The organism is Streptomyces sp. NPDC046860, assembly GCF_040645115.1.
In the GTDB taxonomy this organism is placed as follows: domain Bacteria; phylum Actinomycetota; class Actinomycetes; order Streptomycetales; family Streptomycetaceae; genus Streptomyces.
On sequence record NZ_JBEYXQ010000012.1, the window covers coordinates 71,143 to 90,518 of the forward strand.

The window sequence follows — 19,376 nt, forward strand, 5'->3', positions numbered from 1 at the left end:
CCGCGCGTACCGGCCCCGGGGATTCTCCCGCCCGACGATCCGAACCCTGTCCGGCATACCGAACACGAAAGGCAGCCCGTGACCGACCTTTCCGCTCCGGCAGTCCGCAGGCCCGGCGAGCGGGCGCTCGCCGCTCTGGGGCTGGCCGCGCCCGCCCCCGACCCCGCCGACGCGTCCCCGCACCGCTTCCCGGGCGGCGGGAGCTGGCGTACCGAGATCCCGTCGTGCGAGGGGCCAGAGGCGCTGGCCGTGGTGCTGGCGGAGGCGGCACGGCTGGACGTGCCGGTGCACCGGATCAGCCAGGGCAGCGGCGTCTGGATGCTCACGGACGCCGAGATCACCGAGATGGCCGGGGCGACCCGCGAACGCGGCATCGAGCTGTGCCTGTTCACCGGGCCGCGCGGCACCTGGGACACCGGTGGCGCGGTGCGCTCCGACTCGCGCGGCGGCGGCCCGCGCGCCCGGGGCCACGACGCGGTGGCCGGCTGCGTCGAGGACGCGGTGCGCGCCACCGAACTGGGCGTGCGCTGCCTGCTGGTGGCCGACGAGGGCGTGCTGTGGGCGCTGCACCGGGCGCGGGAGTCGGGGGTGCTCCCGGCGGACACCACGCTCAAGGTGTCCGCGCTGATCGGCCCGGTCAACCCGGTCTCCTACGCGGTGTTCGAGCGGCTGGGCGCCGACTCGATCAACGTGCCCGGCGATCTCACCCTCGCCCATCTCACCGAGATCCGGCGGGTGTCCGGCGCCCCCATGGACATGTACATCGAGTCGCCGGACGACCTCGGCGGCCAGGTGCGGATGTACGAGGTGGCCGAGCTGATCCGGCGCGGCGCCCCGCTGTATCTGAAGTTCGGCCTGTCCAGGGCGCCCGGCATCTACCCCTCGGGCGCCCATCTCAGGGCCGTGGCGCTGGACACCGCGCGGGAGCGGGTGCGGCGCGGCCGGCTGGCGCTGGACCTGCTCGCCCGGCACGGCGCCGACCAGGGCATGGCCCCACTCGGCACCCGTCTCCCCGGCCCCCTGCACCGCTTCCCGACGACGGACTGACCCCGCACCACCGCACGGCCCGACCCGCTCAACGCCGAGACGAACAAGGACGGTTCCCCATGCGCGACCGGTACACCGCACGCCCCGCGAGAGTCGCCTTCGCCGCGACCGCCGTACTCGCCCTCACGCTGACCGCCTGCGGGCAGAGCGGCGAGGGCGGGTCCGAGGACAAGGGCGGCGACGCCAAGGGCGGCACGATCGGCATCGCGATGCCGACCAAGTCCTCCGAGCGCTGGATCGCCGACGGCGCCAACGTCGTCAAGAACCTGCGCGCCAAGGGGTTCAAGACCAAGCTGGTCTACGGCGAGGACGACCCGGACACCCAGGTCGCCCAGATCGAGAACCTCATCACCCAGGGCGTCAAGGGCCTGGTCGTCGCGGCCATCGACAACAAGTCCCTGAACAACGTGCTCCAGGAGGCGTCCGACGCCCACATCCCGGTCATCGCCTACGACCGGCTGATCCTCGGCACCAAGAACGTCGACTACTACGCCTCCTTCGACAACGAGAAGGTCGGCGAGCTGCAGGGCACGTACATCACGCACAGGCTGGGGCTGGACAGCGGCAAGAAGGGGCCCTTCTCCATCGAGCTGTTCGCCGGGTCCAACGACGACAACAACACCAAGTACTTCTTCGGCGGCGCGATGAAGGTGCTCCAGCCGTACATCGACAAGAAGCAGCTCGTGGTGAGGTCCGGGCAGACCGCGCTCAACCAGGTCACCACGCTGCGCTGGGACGGCACCACCGCCCAGCACCGCATGGAGGACGTGCTGACCTCCGCCTACCGCTCCGGCCGGGTCGACGCGGTGCTCTCCCCGTACGACGGCATCTCCATCGGCATCCTGTCCGCGCTGAAGTCGGACGGCTACGGCGGCAAGGGCAAGCCGCTGCCGGTCGTCAGCGGGCAGGACGCGGAGCTGGCGTCGGTGAAGTCGATCATCGCGGGCGAGCAGACGCAGACGGTCTACAAGGACACCCGCAAGCTCGCCGAGGTCGCCGCGAACATGGTCGACGCCGCCCTCGCGGGCAAGAAGCCCGAGGTCAACGACACCAAGACCTATGACAACGGTGCCAAGGTCGTGCCCGCCTACCTGCTCCAGCCGGTCAGCGTCGACAAGGGCAACTACCGCGAGGTGCTGGTCGACGGCGGCTACTACACCGAGTCCCAGCTCAAGTGAGGGCCGACTCCCCCAGCACGGCCGGCCCCGTGCTCGAGATGCGCTCGATCGTCAAGACGTTCCCCGGCGTCAAGGCCCTCTCCGACGTCACCCTGACCGTCCGGCCCGGTGAGGTGCACGCCATCTGCGGGGAGAACGGCGCCGGGAAGTCCACCCTGATGAAGGTGCTCTCCGGGGTCCATCCGCACGGCAGTTACGAGGGCGAGGTCCGCTTCGAGGGCGAGGAGTGCCGGTTCCGGGACATCCGGGCCAGCGAGCGGCAGGGCATCGTCATCATCCACCAGGAGCTGGCGCTGGTGCCCTACCTCTCTCTCGCGGAGAACCTGTTCCTCGGCAACGAGCACGCCCGGCGCGGTCTGATCGACTGGACGGAGACCCTGCGGCACGCCACGAAGCTGCTGCGCCGGGTCGGCCTGGACGAGCATCCGGAGACCCGGGTCGCGGACATCGGCGTCGGCAAGCAACAGTTGGTGGAGATCGCCAAGGCGCTGGCGAAGTCGGTACGGCTGCTCATCCTGGACGAGCCGACCGCCGCCCTCAACGACGAGGACAGCGGCAAACTCCTGGATCTCATCCTGGAGCTGAAGGCCCAGGGCATCACCTGCATCGTGATCTCGCACAAGCTGAACGAGATCCGCCGGGTCGCCGACTCGGTGACCGTGCTGCGCGACGGCCGCTCGGTGGAGACCCTCGACGTGCGGGCGCCGGAGACCACCGAGGAACGGATCATCGCGGGCATGGTGGGCCGCGACCTCGACCACCGTTTCCCCGAACGCCCGCCGCACCACGCGGAGGCGGGCGCGGCCCCGGCGCTGGAGGTGCGCGGCTGGACCGTGCGGCATCCCATCGACCGGCAGCGCAAGGTCGTCGACGACGTGTCCATCGAGGTGCGCCGGGGCGAGATCGTCGGCATCGCCGGGCTGATGGGCGCGGGCCGCACCGAGCTGGCGATGAACGTGTTCGGCCGGTCCTACGGCCGGTACGCGGGCGGCACGGTGTTCAAGGACGGCCGGGAGATCCGCACCCGGACCGTGGCGGAGGCGGTCGGGCACGGGATCGCGTACGTCACCGAGGACCGCAAGCACTACGGGCTCAACCTCATCGACACCGTGCACCGCAACATCTCGCTGACCGCGCTCGGCAAGGTGGCCCGGCGCGGGATCGTGGACGAGCACGCCGAGCGGCGGGCGGCGGAGGGGTTCCGCACCGCCATGAACATCAAGGCGCCGACCGTGCTGGAGCCGGTCGGCCGGCTGTCGGGCGGCAACCAGCAGAAGGTCGTCCTCAGCAAGTGGATCTACGCGGACCCGGACGTGCTGATCCTGGACGAGCCGACGCGGGGCATCGACGTGGGCGCCAAGTACGAGATCTACACCGTGATCGGCCGGCTCGCGGCCGAGGGCCGGGCGGTCGTCTTCATCTCCTCCGAACTGCCCGAGCTGCTCGGCATGTGCGACCGGATCTACACCATGGCCGCCGGGCGGCTGACCGGCGAGGTGCCGCGGGCCGGGGCCACGCAGGAAGCGCTGATGCGCCTGATGACCAGAGACGAAGAGGTGACGCCATGAGCGCGGACGTGACGGCCCCGGCCCCGCCGGAGCGCGACGGTCCGCCCGCCGGGCCGGGTGTGCTGAGGCTGATGCTGGACGGCCTGCGCCGCAACATGCGCCAGTACGGGATGGTGATCGCGCTCGGCCTGATCGTGGCCCTGTTCGCGGTGTGGACCGACGGCGACCTGCTGCTGCCGCGCAACGTGTCCAACCTGGTGCTCCAGAACAGCTACATCCTGGTGCTGGCGATCGGGATGATGATGGTGATCATCTCGGGGCACATCGACCTGTCGGTGGGCTCGCTGACCGCCTTCGTGGGGTCGTTCCTGGCGGTGCTGAGCGTCCGGCACGACGTGCCCTGGCCGCTGGCGCTGGTGCTGTGTCTGCTGGTGGGCGCGGCGGCAGGGGCGGTGCAGGGGTATCTGATCGCCTATCTGGGCATCCCGTCGTTCATCGTGACCCTCGCCGGGATGCTGCTGTTCCGGGGGCTGACCGAGATCCTGCTGAAGGGGCAGACCCTGGGGCCGTTCCCGGAGGGGCTCCAGAAGATCGGCAACGGCTTCCTGCCCGCGTTCGGCCCCGACACCGACTACCACAACCCGACCCTGCTGCTGGGCCTCGCGCTGATCGCGGCCGTGGTCTGGCAGGAGGTCCAGGGGCGGCGCCGGCAGCGGGAGTTCGCGCTCCTGGTGCCGCCGCTGAGGCTGTTCGCGCTGAAGCTGGCCGCGCTCGTCGCCGCGGTCCTCGCCCTGACCCTGCTGCTCGCCAGCTACAAGGGCGCCCCGATCATCCTGATCCTCCTCGGCGCGCTGGTCGTCGGCTACGGCTACGTCATGCGCAACGCGGTCTTCGGACGCCATGTGTACGCGATCGGCGGCAACCTGCCCGCGGCGAAGCTGTCCGGGGTGAAGGACAAGAAGGTCACCTTCCTGGTCTTCCTGAACATGGGCGTCCTCGCGGCGCTGGCCGGACTCGTGGTCGCCGCCCGGCTGAACGCGGCCTCGCCGAAGGCGGGCGTCAACTTCGAACTGGAGGCCATTGCCTCGTCGTTCATCGGCGGCGCCTCCATGAGCGGCGGGGTCGGCACGGTCCTGGGCGCCATCATCGGCGGGCTCGTCCTCGGCGTGCTGAACAACGGCATGAACCTGCTGAGCGTCGGCACCGACTGGCAGCAGGTCATCAAGGGGCTCGCGCTGCTGCTGGCCGTCGGCTTCGATGTGTGGAACAAGCGCAGGTCGGGCGCGTGAGGCCCGCCCGCGAGTGAAGTGACTCACATGCGGGGCGAGTTGAACACCACCCCGGAGTCCTCCGTATGCATGGATGGCCCGCGTCCCCCGCGCGGGCCACCCGTCCACGGAGGTCCCCTTGCCCGACAACGTCACCTCGTTGTTCCGCAGCACCGCCGCGCACAGCCCTTCGATGGCGGCGCTGGCGCGGGAGAGCGACGGTACGGGCCCGGTGGACTTCTGCATCCCGTGCAACCCCTACTTCCCGACCCCGGCCATGTTCGAGGAGATGGCGTCCGGGCTGCGGGAGATCATCACGTACTACCCGAGCGGCGCCGACACCATCACGGCCGAGCTGTGCCGGCTGCTCCAGCTCCCCCCGCAGTGCGTGGCGATGGGCAACGGCTCGACCGAGCTGATCACCTGGATCGACCATCTGCTGGTCCGCGAGTCCCTCGCGGTGCCCGTGCCCACCTTCGGCCGCTGGACCGACCAGCCCATGGAGACCGGCAAACGGGTCGACATGTTCCCGCTGCCTGAGGCCAACGGCTTCGCCCTCGACCTCGGCCGGTACGCGGAGTTCATCCGGGCGCGGGGCACGCGGGTGGCGGTCATCTGCAACCCGAACAACCCCGACGGCGGCTTCGTGCCCCGGCAGTCGGTGGTGCAGTTCATGGACGCGATGGCCGACCTGGACCTGGTGGTGATCGACGAGTCGTTCCTGGAGTTCGCCGACGCCGAGGCGGAGCCGAGCGTGGTGCAGGAGGCGATGCTCAGACCCAACGTGATCGTGCTGCGCAGCCTCGGCAAGAACTTCGGCCTGCACGGCATCCGTTTCGGCTATCTGGTGGCCAATCCGGGCCTGGCGAACAAGGTCCGCTCGATGCTGCCCAAGTGGAACCTCAACTCCTTCGCCGAGCACGTGGTGTTCATGCTCAAGGAGCACGGCACCGAGTACGCGCAGAGCCTGCTCCAGGTGCGGCGCGACCGGCTGGAGATGGCCAGCCAGCTGTCCGCGCTGCCGGGGCTGACGGTCTACCCCTCGCAGGGCAACTTCCTCTTCGTGCGCCTCCCGCTCGGCGCCGAGGGCACCGTGGTCCGCGACCGGCTGCTCACCGAGCACCGGATTCTCGTCCGCGAGTGCGGGAACAAGATCGGTTCGTCCAGCCGCTTCCTGCGGCTCGTGGTGCGCCCCGAGACCGACGTCCGCCGTCTGGTGGCCGGTCTGGAGCAGGTGCTCTACGAGCCCAGGAAGGAAGCCGCCGTACCCGAGCTGGGCGCCGGGACCAGCTACAGCTCGGGCACGGCGGCGGTGGACCGGCTGGTCGGCGAGACCAACGGCGCCGGAGCGAGGCTGGCCCCGCCGGCCGCCTCCGGCTCGCCCGTGATCGCCGCCGCCCTGGCCGCCGGTACCGGCATGCCGCTCCCCGCCGCCACGCCCCCACCGGGCGGCGGGATGCAGGTACCGGCGGCCCAGCCGGGCCCCGCGTCCCCCGTGGCGCCCCCGCGGCAGGTGCCGCAGCAGCCGGTGCCGCAGCGGGCCCCCGCCCCGCCGCCGCAGCCGGCGCCCATGGCGCCCGCCGCCGCCATGGCACCGCCGCCCGCGCCCGCCCCGGCCTCCCCCTACCCGGCACAGGCGCCGGCCGCCGCGGCCGCCGCCCCCGCGCCCATGGCCGCACCCGTTCCCGCGCCCGCCGCCGCGCTCGGCCCCACCCCGCCCGGCGTCCCCGCGCGCGGCGGTCTGACGGCCGCCCAGGTGCGCGGGATGACCGCGCCCCCGCCCGCCCCCGCCACGCCCGCCCCCGCCACGCCGGGCCTGGCCCCGGCGGGCGCGACCGGCTGGCCCAACGCGCAGAGCTGGCCGAACGCGGCGGGCGCGGCCCCGGTGGGCCAGATGGGTTAGGGAGAGGCCCTCCGATCCCCACCACTTCACCGGGGGCGCGCGGCCGCCCCGCCGGGCAACGCGCCGTGCCAACACCGGCGGGCGCGCGGGTGGGCGGGCCGTCCCGTTCCCGCCCGCTTCACCGGACCGCCGTCCCCCCGTACCGGGTGATTCACCCCCGGCGGGGCCCCCTTGGGTCGGCCCCGGGCGGACGGGGCGTGGACAATGGCCGGACCCACGCTCGTTATGGGGTCGACCGGAGGATTCCTTGGCGCTCAGCAGACGTACTTTCAGTGCCCTGACCGGCTGTGCCGCGCTCGGCTTCGCCATGGGCGGCAGCGGCGGTCCGGGAGCGCCCTCGGCGTTCGCGGCACGGAGCGTGCCCACCGGTCCCCCGCCCGCCCCGCCGCGCGCCGACGGCCGCCGCCACACGATCGGGTACGACCCGTACTCGCTGCTGGTCGACGGGCGGCGGCTGGTGGTGTGGTCGGGCGAGATGCACCCCTTCCGGCTGCCGAGCCCGTCCCTGTGGCGGGACGTGCTCCAGAAGATGCGGGCGCACGGCTTCAACGCGGTCAGCGTGTACGTCTCCTGGAACTACCACTCCCCCGCGCCCGGCACCTACGACTTCACCGGCGTGCGGGACCTGGACCTGTTCCTGCGCACGGCCGCCGAGACGGGCCTGTACGTCATCCTGCGCCCCGGCCCGTACATCAACGCCGAGGTCGACGGCGGCGGTTTCCCCGGCTGGCTGACGACCACCGAGGGCACCGCCCGCACGGCCGACCCCGGCTATCTGCGCCATGTGGACGAGTGGCTGACGCAGGTCGACCGGATCGCCCGCAGGCACCTGTTCACCCAGGGGCGGGGCACGGTCCTGCTCTACCAGATCGAGAACGAGTACGACTCCCACGTCACCGAGGCGACCGGCCGGGAGTACATGGCCCACCTGTACCGGAAGGTGCGGGCGGACGGCATCGACGTGCCCCTCTTCCACAACGACAAGGGCCGCAACGGCTACTGGACGCCGGGCTCCTTCGACACCGGCGGGGAGGAGGGCGGCTGGCTGTACGGCTTCGACGGCTACCCCTCGCCGTCCCAGAACCCGCCGGACTGGGGGAAGTTCGGTGCCGGCGGCCCGACCGGCGGGTCCACCGCCTCCCCGCGCACCCCCGGCTTCACCCCGGAGTTCGGGGGCGGCTGGTTCGACCCGTGGGGCGGCGCCTGGTTCGGCGGCAAGGGGTACGCGGAGGCGCGGCGCACCCGCGACTCGGCCTACGAGCGCCGCTTCTACCTGACCAACCTGGCCAACGGCCTCACCCTGCACAACGTCTACATGGCCTTCGGCGGCACCAGCTGGGGCTGGCTTCCCGCGCCGGTCGTCTACACCTCCTACGACTACGGCGCGGCCATCGACGAGGCCCGCAACGTCACCGCGAAGATGGCGCCGATGCACCAGCTCGGCCATCTGTTCCAGCGGATGCCGGACTTCGCGCGGCTGGACCGGGCGGCGGAGGTGAAGGTGGCCGGGCTGAAGGTCTACCACCTGGTCAACCCGGACACCGGCGCGCACGTGTACGTCACCCGCAACGACGGCACCGGGCCGGTCACCGCCGATCTGCCGACCGACGCGGGGAAGCTGCGGATCACCGTGCCCCCGCGCGACGCCCGGATGCTGGCCACCGGGCTGCGGCTCGGCAGGCGCACGATGAAGCACAGCACCGCGCAGCCGGTGATGTGCGTGACGGCGGGCAGGCGGGACGTCGCGGTGTTCGCGGGCCGCAAGGGCGACATGGCCGACCTGGTGCTCGCATGCCCGCGGGAGCCGGTCGTCACCCGGCTGGACCCGGAGGCCGGCTGGGCGTACGAGCTGGGTGAGCTGCACGTCAGCGCCCCGCTCGGGCAGGCCGGGCTGAGCCGGGTGCTGGTCGGCGGGGAGGGCTCGGAGCCGCCGCTGGTGCTGCTCTTCGCGGACGACGCGACCTCGATGCGGATCTTCCCCCACGACACCGCCTCCGGGACCCTCGTGGTGTACGGCCCCTCGCTGCTGCGCCACGCCGAGGTGCACGGCTCCGAGGTACGGCTGACCGGTGATCTGGACGGCGCGTCGGTGATCGAGGTGTGGGGTCCGCGCGGCGCCGACACCCTGGTGTGGAACGGCCGCCGGGTGCCGGCCCGGGTCACCCTGTCCGGCAGCCTGATGACGACCGCCCCGCTGCCCGGCGTGCCCGAGGTGGAGCTCCCGGAGCTGACCGGCTGGCGGGCGCGCACCGAGAACCCGGAGGCGGGGCCGGGCTTCGACGACTCCACGTGGCGCCGGGCCGACCGGACCTCCTTGCACAGCACCACCCCGGTTCCCCGGGGCGGCCCGGTGCTGTTCGCCGACGACTACGGCTTCCACTACGGGGACGTCTGGTACCGGGGCGCGTTCAGCGGGAGTTCCGGGATGGAGGAGGTCTCCCTCTCCTACAGTTCCGGCACCCAGGGGCTGTTGATGGCCTGGCTGGACGGGGAGCCGCTGGGCACCCACCGGCTGCCGGTGCCGGACAAGACGACCACGATCCGCAAGGGCACCTGGGAGGCGACGGCCGCGTTCCCGGTCCGCCCGGAGCTGCGCTCGCCCGGCCGCCACGTGCTGTCGGTGCTGGTGCGGCGCATGCAGCACGACCAGGACGGCAAGGGCGACGACACCCACAAGGCGGCCCGCGGGCTGACCTCGGTGTCCTTCAGGGGCGCGGCGCCCAAGGTGTCCTGGCGGCTCCAGGGCGAGCGGGGCACGGACCCGGTGCGCGGCCCGCTGAACACCGGCGGGCTGTACGGGGAGCGGGAGGGCTGGCACCTGCCCGGCTTCCCCGACCGGGACTGGGAGCGGGTCGCCTTCCCGAGACAGGAGCGGCGGCAGGGTGTGACCTGGTACCGCACCACGTTCCGGCTGTCGGTGCCGGGCGACGTGGACGCCTCGGTGGGGCTGCGGCTGGAGGACGATCCGTACCGGGCCTACCGGGCGCAGATCTTCCTCAACGGCTGGAACATGGGGCAGTACATCAACAACGTGGGTCCGCAGCACACCTTCGTGCTGCCGAACGGCATCCTGCGCACACGGGGCACCAACACACTGGCGCTGGCGGTGCTGTCGGAGTTCACCACGCTGTCCGGGCCGGGCAAGGTCAGCCTGTCCCTGCTGGGCGCGGCCGCCGGCGGCGTCCCGGTGACCGCGGTCCCCTCCCCCGGCCGCTGAACGCCGGTGCGCGCACGGGTGGTTCTCGGTTGAACGAGGGCCGCTGATCCGCATGACGTGGACACACCCGTGCGCGTACGCTCGGACGGTCCGGCCATCGGGCGGGCGGGAGGAGAGGCGGCACATGGTCAGCGCGGACGCACGGGCGCGAGCGGTAAGGCTGGCCGCCCGGCTGCGTCCCTCCCGGCCGGGACACGCCATGCGCGGACTGGCCAGGGAACTCGCCGCTGAAATAGACCAGTTGTCGCCGCCGCCCACCGGTGTGCGCGAGGTGTGCCGGGCCCTGTGCGCGGCCATGAGCGCGCGGCGGGGCGGGCGGCGGGTGGAGCTGCGGTTCGAGCGCTTCCCGGACGAGATCGAGGTCACGGGGCTGTGGGTGGAGTTCCAGGACTTCGACCTGGTCATCGTGGAGGAGCGGGCCGAGGCCGTACAGCAACTGGTCATCCTGGGACACGAGTTGTGGCATCTGCACGCGGGACACCGGCACCATCCGCCGCTCGTACCGGCCACCCTGGCCCTCGCGGACGGCGCGGGCTGGGAGGGGACCGCGCTGACGGTGGCCGCCCGTGACGGTTCCCGTGAGGCCGACGAGGCCGCCGCCGAGGACTTCGGGCACCGCCTGGCCACCCTGTTCCGTTCCCGGCTCGGGCGCGCGGCCGGGCCTCTGGACCCCGTGCAACGTTCCCTCGGCTACCGCGGCCGCGGCGGGTCCGCGCGGTGAGTCCACCGGTCATGGAACCCGCGGCCACCCTGCGGGACTTCTCCATCTCCTTCTGGATACCGACGGCGGTGCTGGGCATCGCGCTGGTGATCAAGCTGCCCACCATCATCCGGCTCTGGCGGGACCCGCTGCTGCGCGCGGTCGGCGGCCTGCTGCTGCTGGCCTGCGCCGTCTTCGTGTTCTGCTCGCCGTCCACCATCGCCCGGGTGAACCGGCTGGCCGGGGTGCCCAACATCTCGGCGCCCTGGTGCTATTCGCTGCTCACGGCGTTCTGCGGCTCCTGCCTGCTGCTGATCATCACCTGGCGCAACGGCCCGGCCGACCGCTCGGCCGTCACCCGCCGGGCCCGGCGCCGGGTGGTGTCGGTGTACAGCGGGGTGATCGCCGTCCTGTGGGTGCTGTTCTGGCTCGCCGACGTGCCGGTGGAGCGGCTGCGGGATCTGGACACCTACTACGCCACCACGCCGTTCATGCGCGAGGAGATCCTGCTCTACCTCTGCGCGCACGCCCTGGCCTGCCTGATCACCTCGCGGCTGCTGTGGAACTGGGTGCGCGCCGAGGGGCTGGACGCCTGGCTGCGCTGGGGGCTGAAGCTGCTGAGCGCGGGCTACGTCCTCAACCTGATCTTCGACGCGGTCAAGCTGGCCGCCGTCGGCGCGCGCTGGGCGGGGCGGGACCTGGACTGGCTGAGCACCGACCTCGCGCCGCCGGTCGCCGCGCTGTCCGCCATCCTGATCGCGGTCGGCTTCATCCTGCCGCACGCCGGCCAGTACGCGAGCGACCGCTGGCGGGTCCGCCTCGCGCACCGCCAACTGCGCCCGCTGTACGTGCTGATGCGGACCTCGGCCGGGGAGGGCGTGCCGTTCGTGCTGCGGGCGACGCCGGAGCTGCGGCTGACCCGGCGCGAGACGTTCATCCGGGACGTGCTGCTGCCGCTGGCCCGGCACGTCGACACCGCGCTCGGCGCCCGGGCGTACGAGGCCGCGCTGGACCTCGGCCACGCGCCCGGACGGGCGAGCGCGCTGGCCTCGGCGGTGACCATCCTGGACGCGGTCGAGGCCAAGGCCCGTACGCCCGAGCCGTCCGGCACGGCGGCCGCGCCGGACACCACCAACCTGCTCCAGGAGATCGGGGCCGTCTCCCGAGTCCTCCGGCGTCCCGACGACATCGCGGCGGTCCGTGCCCGTGCGGCCGCCGACCCAGCAGAGAGCGTTGCCGTACATGAGTGAACTGAAGCCCACCGCCGTCGTGCTCGGCGGCTCCCTGGCCGGGCTCCTCGCGGCCCGTGCCCTGGCCTCGGCGGGGGCCCGCGTCACGGTGGTGGAGCGGGACCTGCTGCCCTCGGGGGCCGAGCCGCGCAAGGGGCTGCCGCAGGCGCGCCACGTCCACCAGCTGTGGTCGGGCGGCGCCCGCGCGCTGGAGGAACTGCTGCCGGGGGCGCGGGCCGCGCTGGCCGCGGCCGGGGTGCGCCGGGTGCCGGTGACCACGGACATGGTCGCGCTGTCGGCACACGGCTGGTACCGGCGCTGGCCGGAGTCGGCGTTCATGCTCCCGGCCGGGCGGGACCTGCTGGACCGGGTGGTCCGGGACCTGGTGCGGGCGGACGGCGCGATCGAGCTGCTGGACCGCACCGAGGCCCTCGCCCTGACCGGCACCGCCCGCGCGGTGACCGGGGTACGGGTGCGCGCCGCAGGCACCGAACGCACCCTGGACGCCGATCTGGTGGTGGACGCCACCGGGCGCGGCTCCCGCGCCGCCCACTGGCTGACGCGGCTGGGCCTACCCGAACCGGAGCGCCGGGAGGTCGACTCGGGGCTGACGTACGCCAGCCGGCTGTTCCGGGCGCCCGAGGGAGCGCGGGAGGGCTTCCCGGTGGTCAACATCGAGCCCGGACAGGAGGGTGCGCGTCTCGGGCACGGCGGGGTGCTGCTGCCGGTGGAGGACGGCAAGTGGCTGGTCACCCTGATCTGCGCCCGCACGGACGAACCGCCGTCCACCGGGGAGGAGTTCCTCCGGTACGCGCGTGAGGGGCTGCCGCATCCGCTGATCGGTGAGCTGCTGCGCCGGGCCGAGCCGCTGACCGGCGTCACGGTCACCCGTACGACCGCCAACCGGCGCTTCTTCCACGAGCGTTCGCGCCGCTGGCCGGACGGGCTCGTGGTCATGGGCGACGCGCTGTGCGCCCTCAACCCGGTGTACGGGCACGGCATGTCGGTGGCTGCGCGGTCGGCCGTGGCCCTGCGGGACACGGTCCTCGGGCGGGGCGGTCTCGGTACGCCGGGGCTGGCCCGGCAGGCGCAGAAGGCGGTGGGCCGTACGGTGCGGACCGCCTGGGACCTGGCGATCGGCGCCGACGTGTTCTACCCCGGCGCCACCCCGACCGGGCCCACGGTCCGGGAGCGGATGGTCGCCGCGTACGTCGGCCGGCTGCTGCTGACCGCCACCGGCAACGGCCGGGTGGCCCGCCGGGTCACCGACGTCACCTCGCTGGAGGCGGGCGCGGAGGCGCTGCTCGCCCCGCGCATGCTGCTGGCGGCCGCCGTGGGCCCGCTGCACCCGCCGCTGCCCGGACCGCCGCTGACGGCCGGGGAGCGGAAGGCGGCGGGGATCGACTAGCCCTTGAAGGGCGGTTGCGGCAGTCCCTCGCCCGCGCCCGGAACCACCAGCACCGATCCCGCGAGGGGCGTGGGGGCGGTGAGGCCGACGCGGGCGGTGGTGACGTACAGGTCGGTCAGACCGGGGCCGCCGAAGGCGCAGGCGGTGGTGCGCGGGACGGGGAGCCGGATCTCCCGGTCCAGCGTGCCGGAGGGCGTGTAGCGGCGGACCGCTCCGCCGTCCCACAGGGCCACCCAGACACAGCCGGCCGCGTCGACCGTCAGCCCGTCCGGGAAGCCCGCGCCCTCCTCGATGACCGCCAGGGGGCGCCTGTCAGTGACGCTCCCGCCGTCGAGGTCGAAGACGTCGACGCGCCGGGTGGGGCTGTCGACGTAGTACATCCGCGTGCCGTCCGGGCTCCAGCCGATGCCGTTGCTCACGGTGACGTCGGTGAGGACCGGGTCGGCGGTGCCGTCGCCGGTCAGCCGGGTCAGGGTGCCGCCGCCGGTGGCCTCGTCGTAGCGCATGGTGCCGGCCCAGAGGGAGCCGTCGGGGGCGACGGCGGCGTCGTTGGCGCGGCGGTCCGGCACCGGGTCGCGGTGCAGCCAGCGGAAGGCACCGTCGGGGTCGAGGAGTCCGACGCCGTCACGGAGGTTGAGCACCAGGCCGCCGCGGGCGCGGGGCTTGGCCGCGCCGACGTGCTGGCCGGTGGCGCGGACCGTGCGGCGGCCGGTGGCGGGGTCGTAGGTGTGCACGCGGCTCGCCAGCACGTCCACCCACAGCAGCCGGCCGGTGGCGGGGTCCCAGGTCGGGCCCTCGCCCAGCTCGGCCCGCGCCGCGACGGCGACCTCGTAGCCGCTCACGCCGCCTCCCGGTGGCCGAGCCGACCGGAGAGTTCGGCGGCGCCCCGGACGGCGAGCGCCTCCAGTTCGGTGCGGCGTTCCTCGCTCCAGCGGACCGTGGGCACGGAGATGGAAAGGGCGGCGACGACCCGCCCGGTGCGGTCGCGGACCGGGGCGGCCACGCAGCTCACGTCCGGGTTGGACTCCCGGCGCTCCACCGCGACGCCCCGGCGCCGGATCTCCGCGAGGGCGTCGCGCAGGCGGCCGGGATCGGTGAGGGAGTGAGGGGTCATCGCGGCCAGCTCGGCGCCGTCCGGCACCCGTGCGGCCAGCTCCGCCTCGGGCAGCGAGGCCAGCAGCATCTTGCCGACCGCGGTGCAGTGCGCGGGCAGCCTGCGCCCGGCCGCCGAGACCATGCGGACGGCGTGCGTGGAGTCGACCTTGGCGACGTAGATGACGTCGGTGTCCTCCAGCAGCGCCACATGGACCGTCTCGTCACAGGTCTCGGCGACGGAGCGGGCCACCTCCCGGCCCTCGGCGGCGAGATCGAGCTGCTCGGCGTAACGGCTGCCGAGCTGGTAGGGGCGCACGCCGAGCCGGTACCGGCCGGGCTGCCCGGGCACCTGCACCAGGTAGGAGCGGGCGGCCAGGGTGGTGACCAGCTCGTGCACGGTGGTGCGCGGGAGGCCGAGTCTGCGCACGATGTCGGGCGCGGAGAGCGTGCCGTCCCCGTCGAGGAAGAGTTCCAGGATGTCGAGGGCCCGCGTCACGGCGGGCACGAGGCGTCCCACGTCCGGCCTCCTTGCCTGCGTCCGGGCCGCGGCGGTCCGCCACCCGTGTTCGATACCCCGACCGTCGGCCGGTGGGGCGAACACAGGCTAGTCAGCGCGGGTCGCGCGGGCAACGGTCGGCCGCGCGCCGGGCACCATGGGGCGCATGGCTCTCGACTTCTCCCTGGTACTTCTGCGCCGCATGGCCGACCACAACCCGGAGCTGGCCGAGGACGCCCGCAGGCGGCTCGGCGCCTCCGCCACCGAGATGCGGGAGGCGAACAAGCGCTGGCAGGCGATGGCCCGTTCGCCCAGGTCACGGGCGGCCGCCACCCGCTATCGCGCGGTGCTGGGCGAGCCGGAGTCGGTGGAACCGCGCCGGGTCGGCGACCTGAAGTGCGAGGCATGGCGGTGGAAGCTGCCCCTCTGGCCGGACCTGCGCTTCGAGGTACTGGTCGGGCAGGGCGGGGCGGTGTGGAACGAGTGGCTGGTGCGCGCCCCGGACGCCCCGGCTCCCGAGCTGCGCACGCTGGAGGACCTCACCCCGTGGTCCTGCACGCTGGAGGAGGTGGCCGCCGCCTTCGCCCCGGCCCGCCCGATCCAGGGCACCGCCCCGAGCCGCCAGGCGCTCGCCTTCACCGCGCCGAACCGGGACGGGATACGGCACGAGATGGCCGCCGAGTTCACGTGGGGCCTGCTCCAGCGGACGGCGCTGCGGGACTGATCCTCAACTGCCCTTGGCTGCCTCGATGATGAACTGCGCGACGCGAGGCCGGGACTCCGGGTGCAGTTCGAGGAAGAGGTGGGGCTCCATGAGCTCCAGCTCCAGCACGCAGGGCTCCCCGTCATCGCCGTCGACGAGGTCGACCCGGCCGTAGAACAGCCGCTCGGCACCGCCGGGCACCGCCGCCAACGCCCGCTCGGCCACGGCCAGTTCGGTGGCGGTGGGCTGCCACTTCTCCAGCCTCGGATGCGCGGTCTTGACGGCGTCGAAGGGCGTGCCGGAGGCGAGGACGGCACCCTTGCGGCTGGCGTGCAGCAGGCGCCCGCCGAAGAAGTGCAGCGCCCGCTCGCCATGCCGGTCGACGCTCCGCATGTACGGCTGCACCATCGCGGTCAGCCCCTCGGCGTGCATGTGCACCAACTGCCGTACTGCCAGCTCTCGTTCCTCGGGGGTGTACCGGGCCGCGTACCGGGCTCCCGCGCCCGAGGCGGGCTTGATCACGTACTCGTGCCCGGTGGGCAGGTCCGCTTCGGCGCCGGGCGGGAGGTAGCGGGTGGGGACGGTCGGCACGCCCGCGTCGGCCAGTTCCCCGAGGTAGCGCTTGTCGACGTTCCAGTGCACCACGTCCACCGGGTTGAGCAGCCGGGTCAGCGCGTCGACCCGGTCCGCCCAGGCCAGGAACTCGGTGGTGCGCCAGGCGTAGTCCCAGGTGGAGCGGATGAGGACGAGGTCGTAGGCGGCCCAGTCGGCGTCCGGGTCGTCCCAGAACGGGGCCTCCGCGTCGGCGCCCGCCGCCCGCAACTCCGCGACCAGACCGGCCAGATCGGGGTCCTTGCTGGGCTCGGTGCCGGGGTCGTAGGTGGCGAGGGCGATACGCGGCACGGCGGGCTCCCTGGTCGTCTGCGTCGGCTCGGTGCTCGCGAGGCTAGCAACCGCCCCGGAACCGGCACACCCCTGTTGACCTTCCCCTTCGGTGAAGCCCCAGCATCGGTGGCGGAGCGAGGAAATGGCCTTCGAGGAGCCGGAGTTCACATGGATCTGCTGACCATCGGCGCGTTCGGCAGGGCGTCCGGGCTCTCCCCGAAGGCCCTGCGGCTCTACGACGAGCTGGGCCTGCTGCGCCCCGCCCGGGTCGACCCGGACACCGGCTACCGCCACTACGCCGTCGCCCAGCTGGAGCGGGCCCGGCTGGTGGCGTGGCTGCGGCGGCTCGGGATGCCGCTGGCCCAGATCCGCGCGGTGTCCGCCCTGACCGGGGCGGACGCGGCACGCGAGGTCCGGGCGTACTGGGCCCGCGTCGAGGCGGAGACGGCCGTACGGCGGGATCTCGCCGCGTTCCTCGTGACGGAGTTGACCGAAGCACCGAGAGAGGGAACCACCATGCTGGAACTGCGCTGTGCCGCCCACTCCGACCGGGGGCACGTCCGCCCCGCCAACCAGGACTCCGTGTACGCGGGCCGCAGGCTGCTCGCGGTGGCCGACGGCTTCGGCGCGGCCGGGGCGCCCGCCAGCGGGGCCGCCGTCGAGGCGCTGCGGTTCCTCGACGAGGGGGACGGGGTGCGGCCGGGCAACGTGCTGAACCTGCTGGCCGACGCCGTGCGGGGCGCGGGCGATGCCGTACGGGACGTCACGGAGGGGGACGGGGACGCGGGCACCACACTGACCGCGCTGCTGTGGACGGGGTCGGGGCTGGCCCTGGCACACATCGGGGACAGCCGGGCCTACCTGCTGCGCGAGGGCGGGCTGTTCCGCATCACCCACGACCACAGTGTGGTCCAGTCCCTGCTGGACGAGGGCCGCCTCACCCCGGCGGAGGCAGAGAGCCACCCGCAGCGGTCGATGCTGCTGAAGGCCCTGGGGGCCGACCCCGACCCCGACCTCCGGCTGCACGAGGCCCTCCCCGGCGACCGCTACCTGCTCTGCTCGGACGGCCTGACCGGTGTCGTCCCCGACGACCGGATCAGGGACCTGCTCGCCGCCGCCCCGGACCCGGAGACGGCCGTGCGGTCGCTGGTCGACGCGGCCAACGCGGCGGGCGGTCCGGACAACGTGAGCTGCGTGGTGGGTGACGTGGGGTAGGAAGGAGCTGTCGTACCCCGGCAGCGAAGGAGTCCCGCGTGTCCTCCCTGTTCCCCGCCCTGACGGACCCCGCGACTGCCGGCCGGACGGCGCTGCGCTTCGGCGCCCGGTCGCTGTCGTACGCGGAACTCGCCTCCGCCGCCGGGGCGGTGACCGGGCAGCTGCGGGGCCTTCACCGGGTCGCGGTGTGGGCCACGCCGGAACTGGAGACCGCCGTGGCGGTGACCGGGGCGCTGCTCGCCGGGACGGCCGCCGTGCCGCTCAACCCGAAGTCGGGGGAAGCGGAACTGGCGCACATCCTCGCCGACAGCGACCCGGCGCTGCTGCTGACCGCGCCGGGCGCCGAACTCCCGCCCGTGCTGGTGGACTTGCCCCGGCTGGAGGTCTCCGGCACCGGCCGGGTCCCGGAGGACACCCACGGGGACGAGGACCCGGCGCTGATCGTCTACACCTCCGGCACCACCGGCCCGCCGAAGGGTGCAGTCGTCCCGCGCCGCGCGCTCGCCGCGACCCTGGACGCGCTGGCGGACGCCTGGGGGTGGACCGGCGACGACGTGCTGGTGCACGGGCTCCCCCTGTTCCATGTGCACGGACTCGTCCTGGGCGTCCTCGGCCCGCTCCGGCGCGGCGGCTCGGTCCGCCACCTGGGCCGCTTCACCCCCGAGGGCGCGGCCCGGGAACTGAACGACGGCGCGACCATGCTGTTCGGCGTGCCCACGATGTACCACCGGCTGGCCGAGGCGCTGCCCGGTGATCCGGGACTGGCGGAGGCGCTCGGCCGGGCCCGGCTGCTGGTCTCGGGTTCCGCCGCGCTGCCCGTGCACGACCACGAGCGGATCGCGGCGGCGACCGGACGCCGGGTGATCGAGCGGTACGGCATGACGGAGACCCTGATGAACACCTCCGTCCGCGTCGACGGCGAGGCCCGCGCGGGCACCGTGGGCGTGCCGCTGCCCTGGGTAGAGCTGCGACTGGTGGAGGACGACGGCACGGAGGTGGGGGCGTGGGACGGTCAGAGCGTGGGCGAGATCCAGGTGCGCGGCCCGAACCTGTTCACCGGGTACCTGAACCGGCCCGACGCGACCGCCGCCGCGTTCACGGCCGACGGCTGGTTCCGCACCGGGGACGTGGCGGTACGGGAGGCCGACGGGTACGTCCGGATCGTCGGCCGGAAGGCCACCGACCTGATCAAGAGCGGGGGTTACAAGATCGGGGCGGGCGAGATCGAGAACGCGCTGCTGGAGCACCCGGCGGTGTCCGAGGCGGCGGTCACCGGGGAACCGGACGCGGACCTGGGCGAGCGGGTGGTGGCGTGGGTGGTGCCGGCCGACCCGGAAAGCCCGCCCGCGCTCGCGGAGTTGGCCGATCATGTCGCCGCGCGGCTGGCCCCGCACAAGCGGCCCCGTGTGCTGAACCTGCTTCCGGCGCTCCCCCGCAACGACATGGGCAAGATCATGAAGCGGGCGCTGACGGTCCAGGACCCCGAAGGCGAGCCCGACACGGCCTGAGGGCACCGAAACCCCC

The 19,376-nt window shown here is 73.5% G+C and carries 15 protein-coding genes; 12 read left to right on the forward strand and 3 right to left on the reverse strand.

What is annotated here, in order from left to right; all coding sequences use genetic code 11:
- Nucleotides 1-78: 78 nt before the first annotated feature.
- From ABZ898_RS18975 to ABZ898_RS19015, 9 genes are all read left to right on the forward strand, one after another.
- Nucleotides 79-1,047, forward strand: coding sequence for a hypothetical protein (locus tag ABZ898_RS18975; RefSeq protein ID WP_361659756.1), 969 nt, complete (start codon nucleotides 79-81; stop codon nucleotides 1,045-1,047).
- Nucleotides 1,048-1,106: 59 nt separating this feature from the next.
- Entirely contained in the window at nucleotides 1,107-2,225 is a 1,119-nt protein-coding gene (chvE, locus tag ABZ898_RS18980) for a multiple monosaccharide ABC transporter substrate-binding protein (protein WP_361659759.1), read from the forward strand.
- 38 nt (nucleotides 2,226-2,263) lie between these two features.
- Nucleotides 2,264-3,793, forward strand: a complete 1,530-nt coding sequence (mmsA, locus tag ABZ898_RS18985; protein WP_361660109.1) for a multiple monosaccharide ABC transporter ATP-binding protein — start codon at nucleotides 2,264-2,266, stop codon at nucleotides 3,791-3,793.
- Nucleotides 3,790-5,022 carry a multiple monosaccharide ABC transporter permease gene (gene mmsB, locus ABZ898_RS18990; RefSeq protein ID WP_361659761.1) on the forward strand — a complete coding sequence of 411 codons (1,233 nt, stop codon included), beginning with the start codon at nucleotides 3,790-3,792 and terminating at the stop codon, nucleotides 5,020-5,022. Before mmsA ends, mmsB begins: the two co-directional genes overlap by 4 nt.
- Before the next feature lie 118 nt (nucleotides 5,023-5,140).
- On the forward strand, nucleotides 5,141-6,904 hold the full coding sequence (locus ABZ898_RS18995; protein WP_361659764.1) for an aminotransferase class I/II-fold pyridoxal phosphate-dependent enzyme: 1,764 nt from the start codon (nucleotides 5,141-5,143) through the stop codon (nucleotides 6,902-6,904).
- 247 nt (nucleotides 6,905-7,151) lie between these two features.
- The gene (locus ABZ898_RS19000) at nucleotides 7,152-10,121 is read left to right on the forward strand and encodes a beta-galactosidase (protein ID WP_361659767.1); all 2,970 of its coding nucleotides are present in this window, start codon (nucleotides 7,152-7,154) and stop codon (nucleotides 10,119-10,121) included.
- A gap of 124 nt (nucleotides 10,122-10,245) precedes the next feature.
- Nucleotides 10,246-10,842, forward strand: coding sequence for a toxin-antitoxin system, toxin component family protein (locus tag ABZ898_RS19005; RefSeq protein ID WP_361659770.1), 597 nt, complete (start codon nucleotides 10,246-10,248; stop codon nucleotides 10,840-10,842).
- 11 nt (nucleotides 10,843-10,853) lie between these two features.
- Nucleotides 10,854-12,071 (forward strand): MAB_1171c family putative transporter, encoded by a 1,218-nt coding sequence (locus ABZ898_RS19010; protein ID WP_361659773.1) that lies wholly within the window; start codon nucleotides 10,854-10,856, stop codon nucleotides 12,069-12,071.
- On the forward strand, nucleotides 12,064-13,458 hold the full coding sequence (locus ABZ898_RS19015) for an FAD-dependent monooxygenase (RefSeq protein ID WP_361659775.1): 1,395 nt from the start codon (nucleotides 12,064-12,066) through the stop codon (nucleotides 13,456-13,458). The genes ABZ898_RS19010 and ABZ898_RS19015 overlap by 8 nt, the downstream gene beginning before the upstream one ends.
- On the opposite strand, the gene ABZ898_RS19020 is transcribed toward ABZ898_RS19015, so the two are convergent.
- Together ABZ898_RS19020 and ABZ898_RS19025 are read right to left on the reverse strand one after the other, a co-directional pair.
- The gene (locus ABZ898_RS19020) at nucleotides 13,455-14,300 is read right to left on the reverse strand and encodes an SMP-30/gluconolactonase/LRE family protein (RefSeq protein WP_361659778.1); all 846 of its coding nucleotides are present in this window, start codon (nucleotides 14,298-14,300) and stop codon (nucleotides 13,455-13,457) included. The genes ABZ898_RS19015 and ABZ898_RS19020 overlap by 4 nt on opposite strands.
- Nucleotides 14,297-15,070, reverse strand: coding sequence for an IclR family transcriptional regulator (locus ABZ898_RS19025; protein ID WP_361659781.1), 774 nt, complete (start codon nucleotides 15,068-15,070; stop codon nucleotides 14,297-14,299). The genes ABZ898_RS19020 and ABZ898_RS19025 overlap by 4 nt, the downstream gene beginning before the upstream one ends.
- 145 nt (nucleotides 15,071-15,215) lie before the next feature.
- Here ABZ898_RS19025 and ABZ898_RS19030 point away from each other — a divergent pair, with 145 nt between their 5' ends.
- A complete protein-coding gene (locus tag ABZ898_RS19030; protein ID WP_361659784.1) occupies nucleotides 15,216-15,773 on the forward strand; it encodes a hypothetical protein in 558 nt (185 codons plus the stop codon).
- A 3-nt stretch (nucleotides 15,774-15,776) separates the two neighbouring features.
- Here ABZ898_RS19030 and ABZ898_RS19035 read toward each other — a convergent pair whose 3' ends face one another.
- Nucleotides 15,777-16,655 carry a hypothetical protein gene (locus ABZ898_RS19035; protein ID WP_361659786.1) on the reverse strand — a complete coding sequence of 293 codons (879 nt, stop codon included), beginning with the start codon at nucleotides 16,653-16,655 and terminating at the stop codon, nucleotides 15,777-15,779.
- 150 nt (nucleotides 16,656-16,805) lie between these two features.
- Between ABZ898_RS19035 and ABZ898_RS19040 the strand changes: the two genes are divergently transcribed.
- Entirely contained in the window at nucleotides 16,806-17,852 is a 1,047-nt protein-coding gene (locus tag ABZ898_RS19040; protein ID WP_361659789.1) for a MerR family transcriptional regulator, read from the forward strand.
- 38 nt (nucleotides 17,853-17,890) lie between these two features.
- The gene (locus tag ABZ898_RS19045) at nucleotides 17,891-19,360 is read left to right on the forward strand and encodes an acyl-CoA synthetase (RefSeq protein ID WP_361659792.1); all 1,470 of its coding nucleotides are present in this window, start codon (nucleotides 17,891-17,893) and stop codon (nucleotides 19,358-19,360) included.
- The last annotated feature ends 16 nt before the right edge of the window (nucleotides 19,361-19,376 follow it).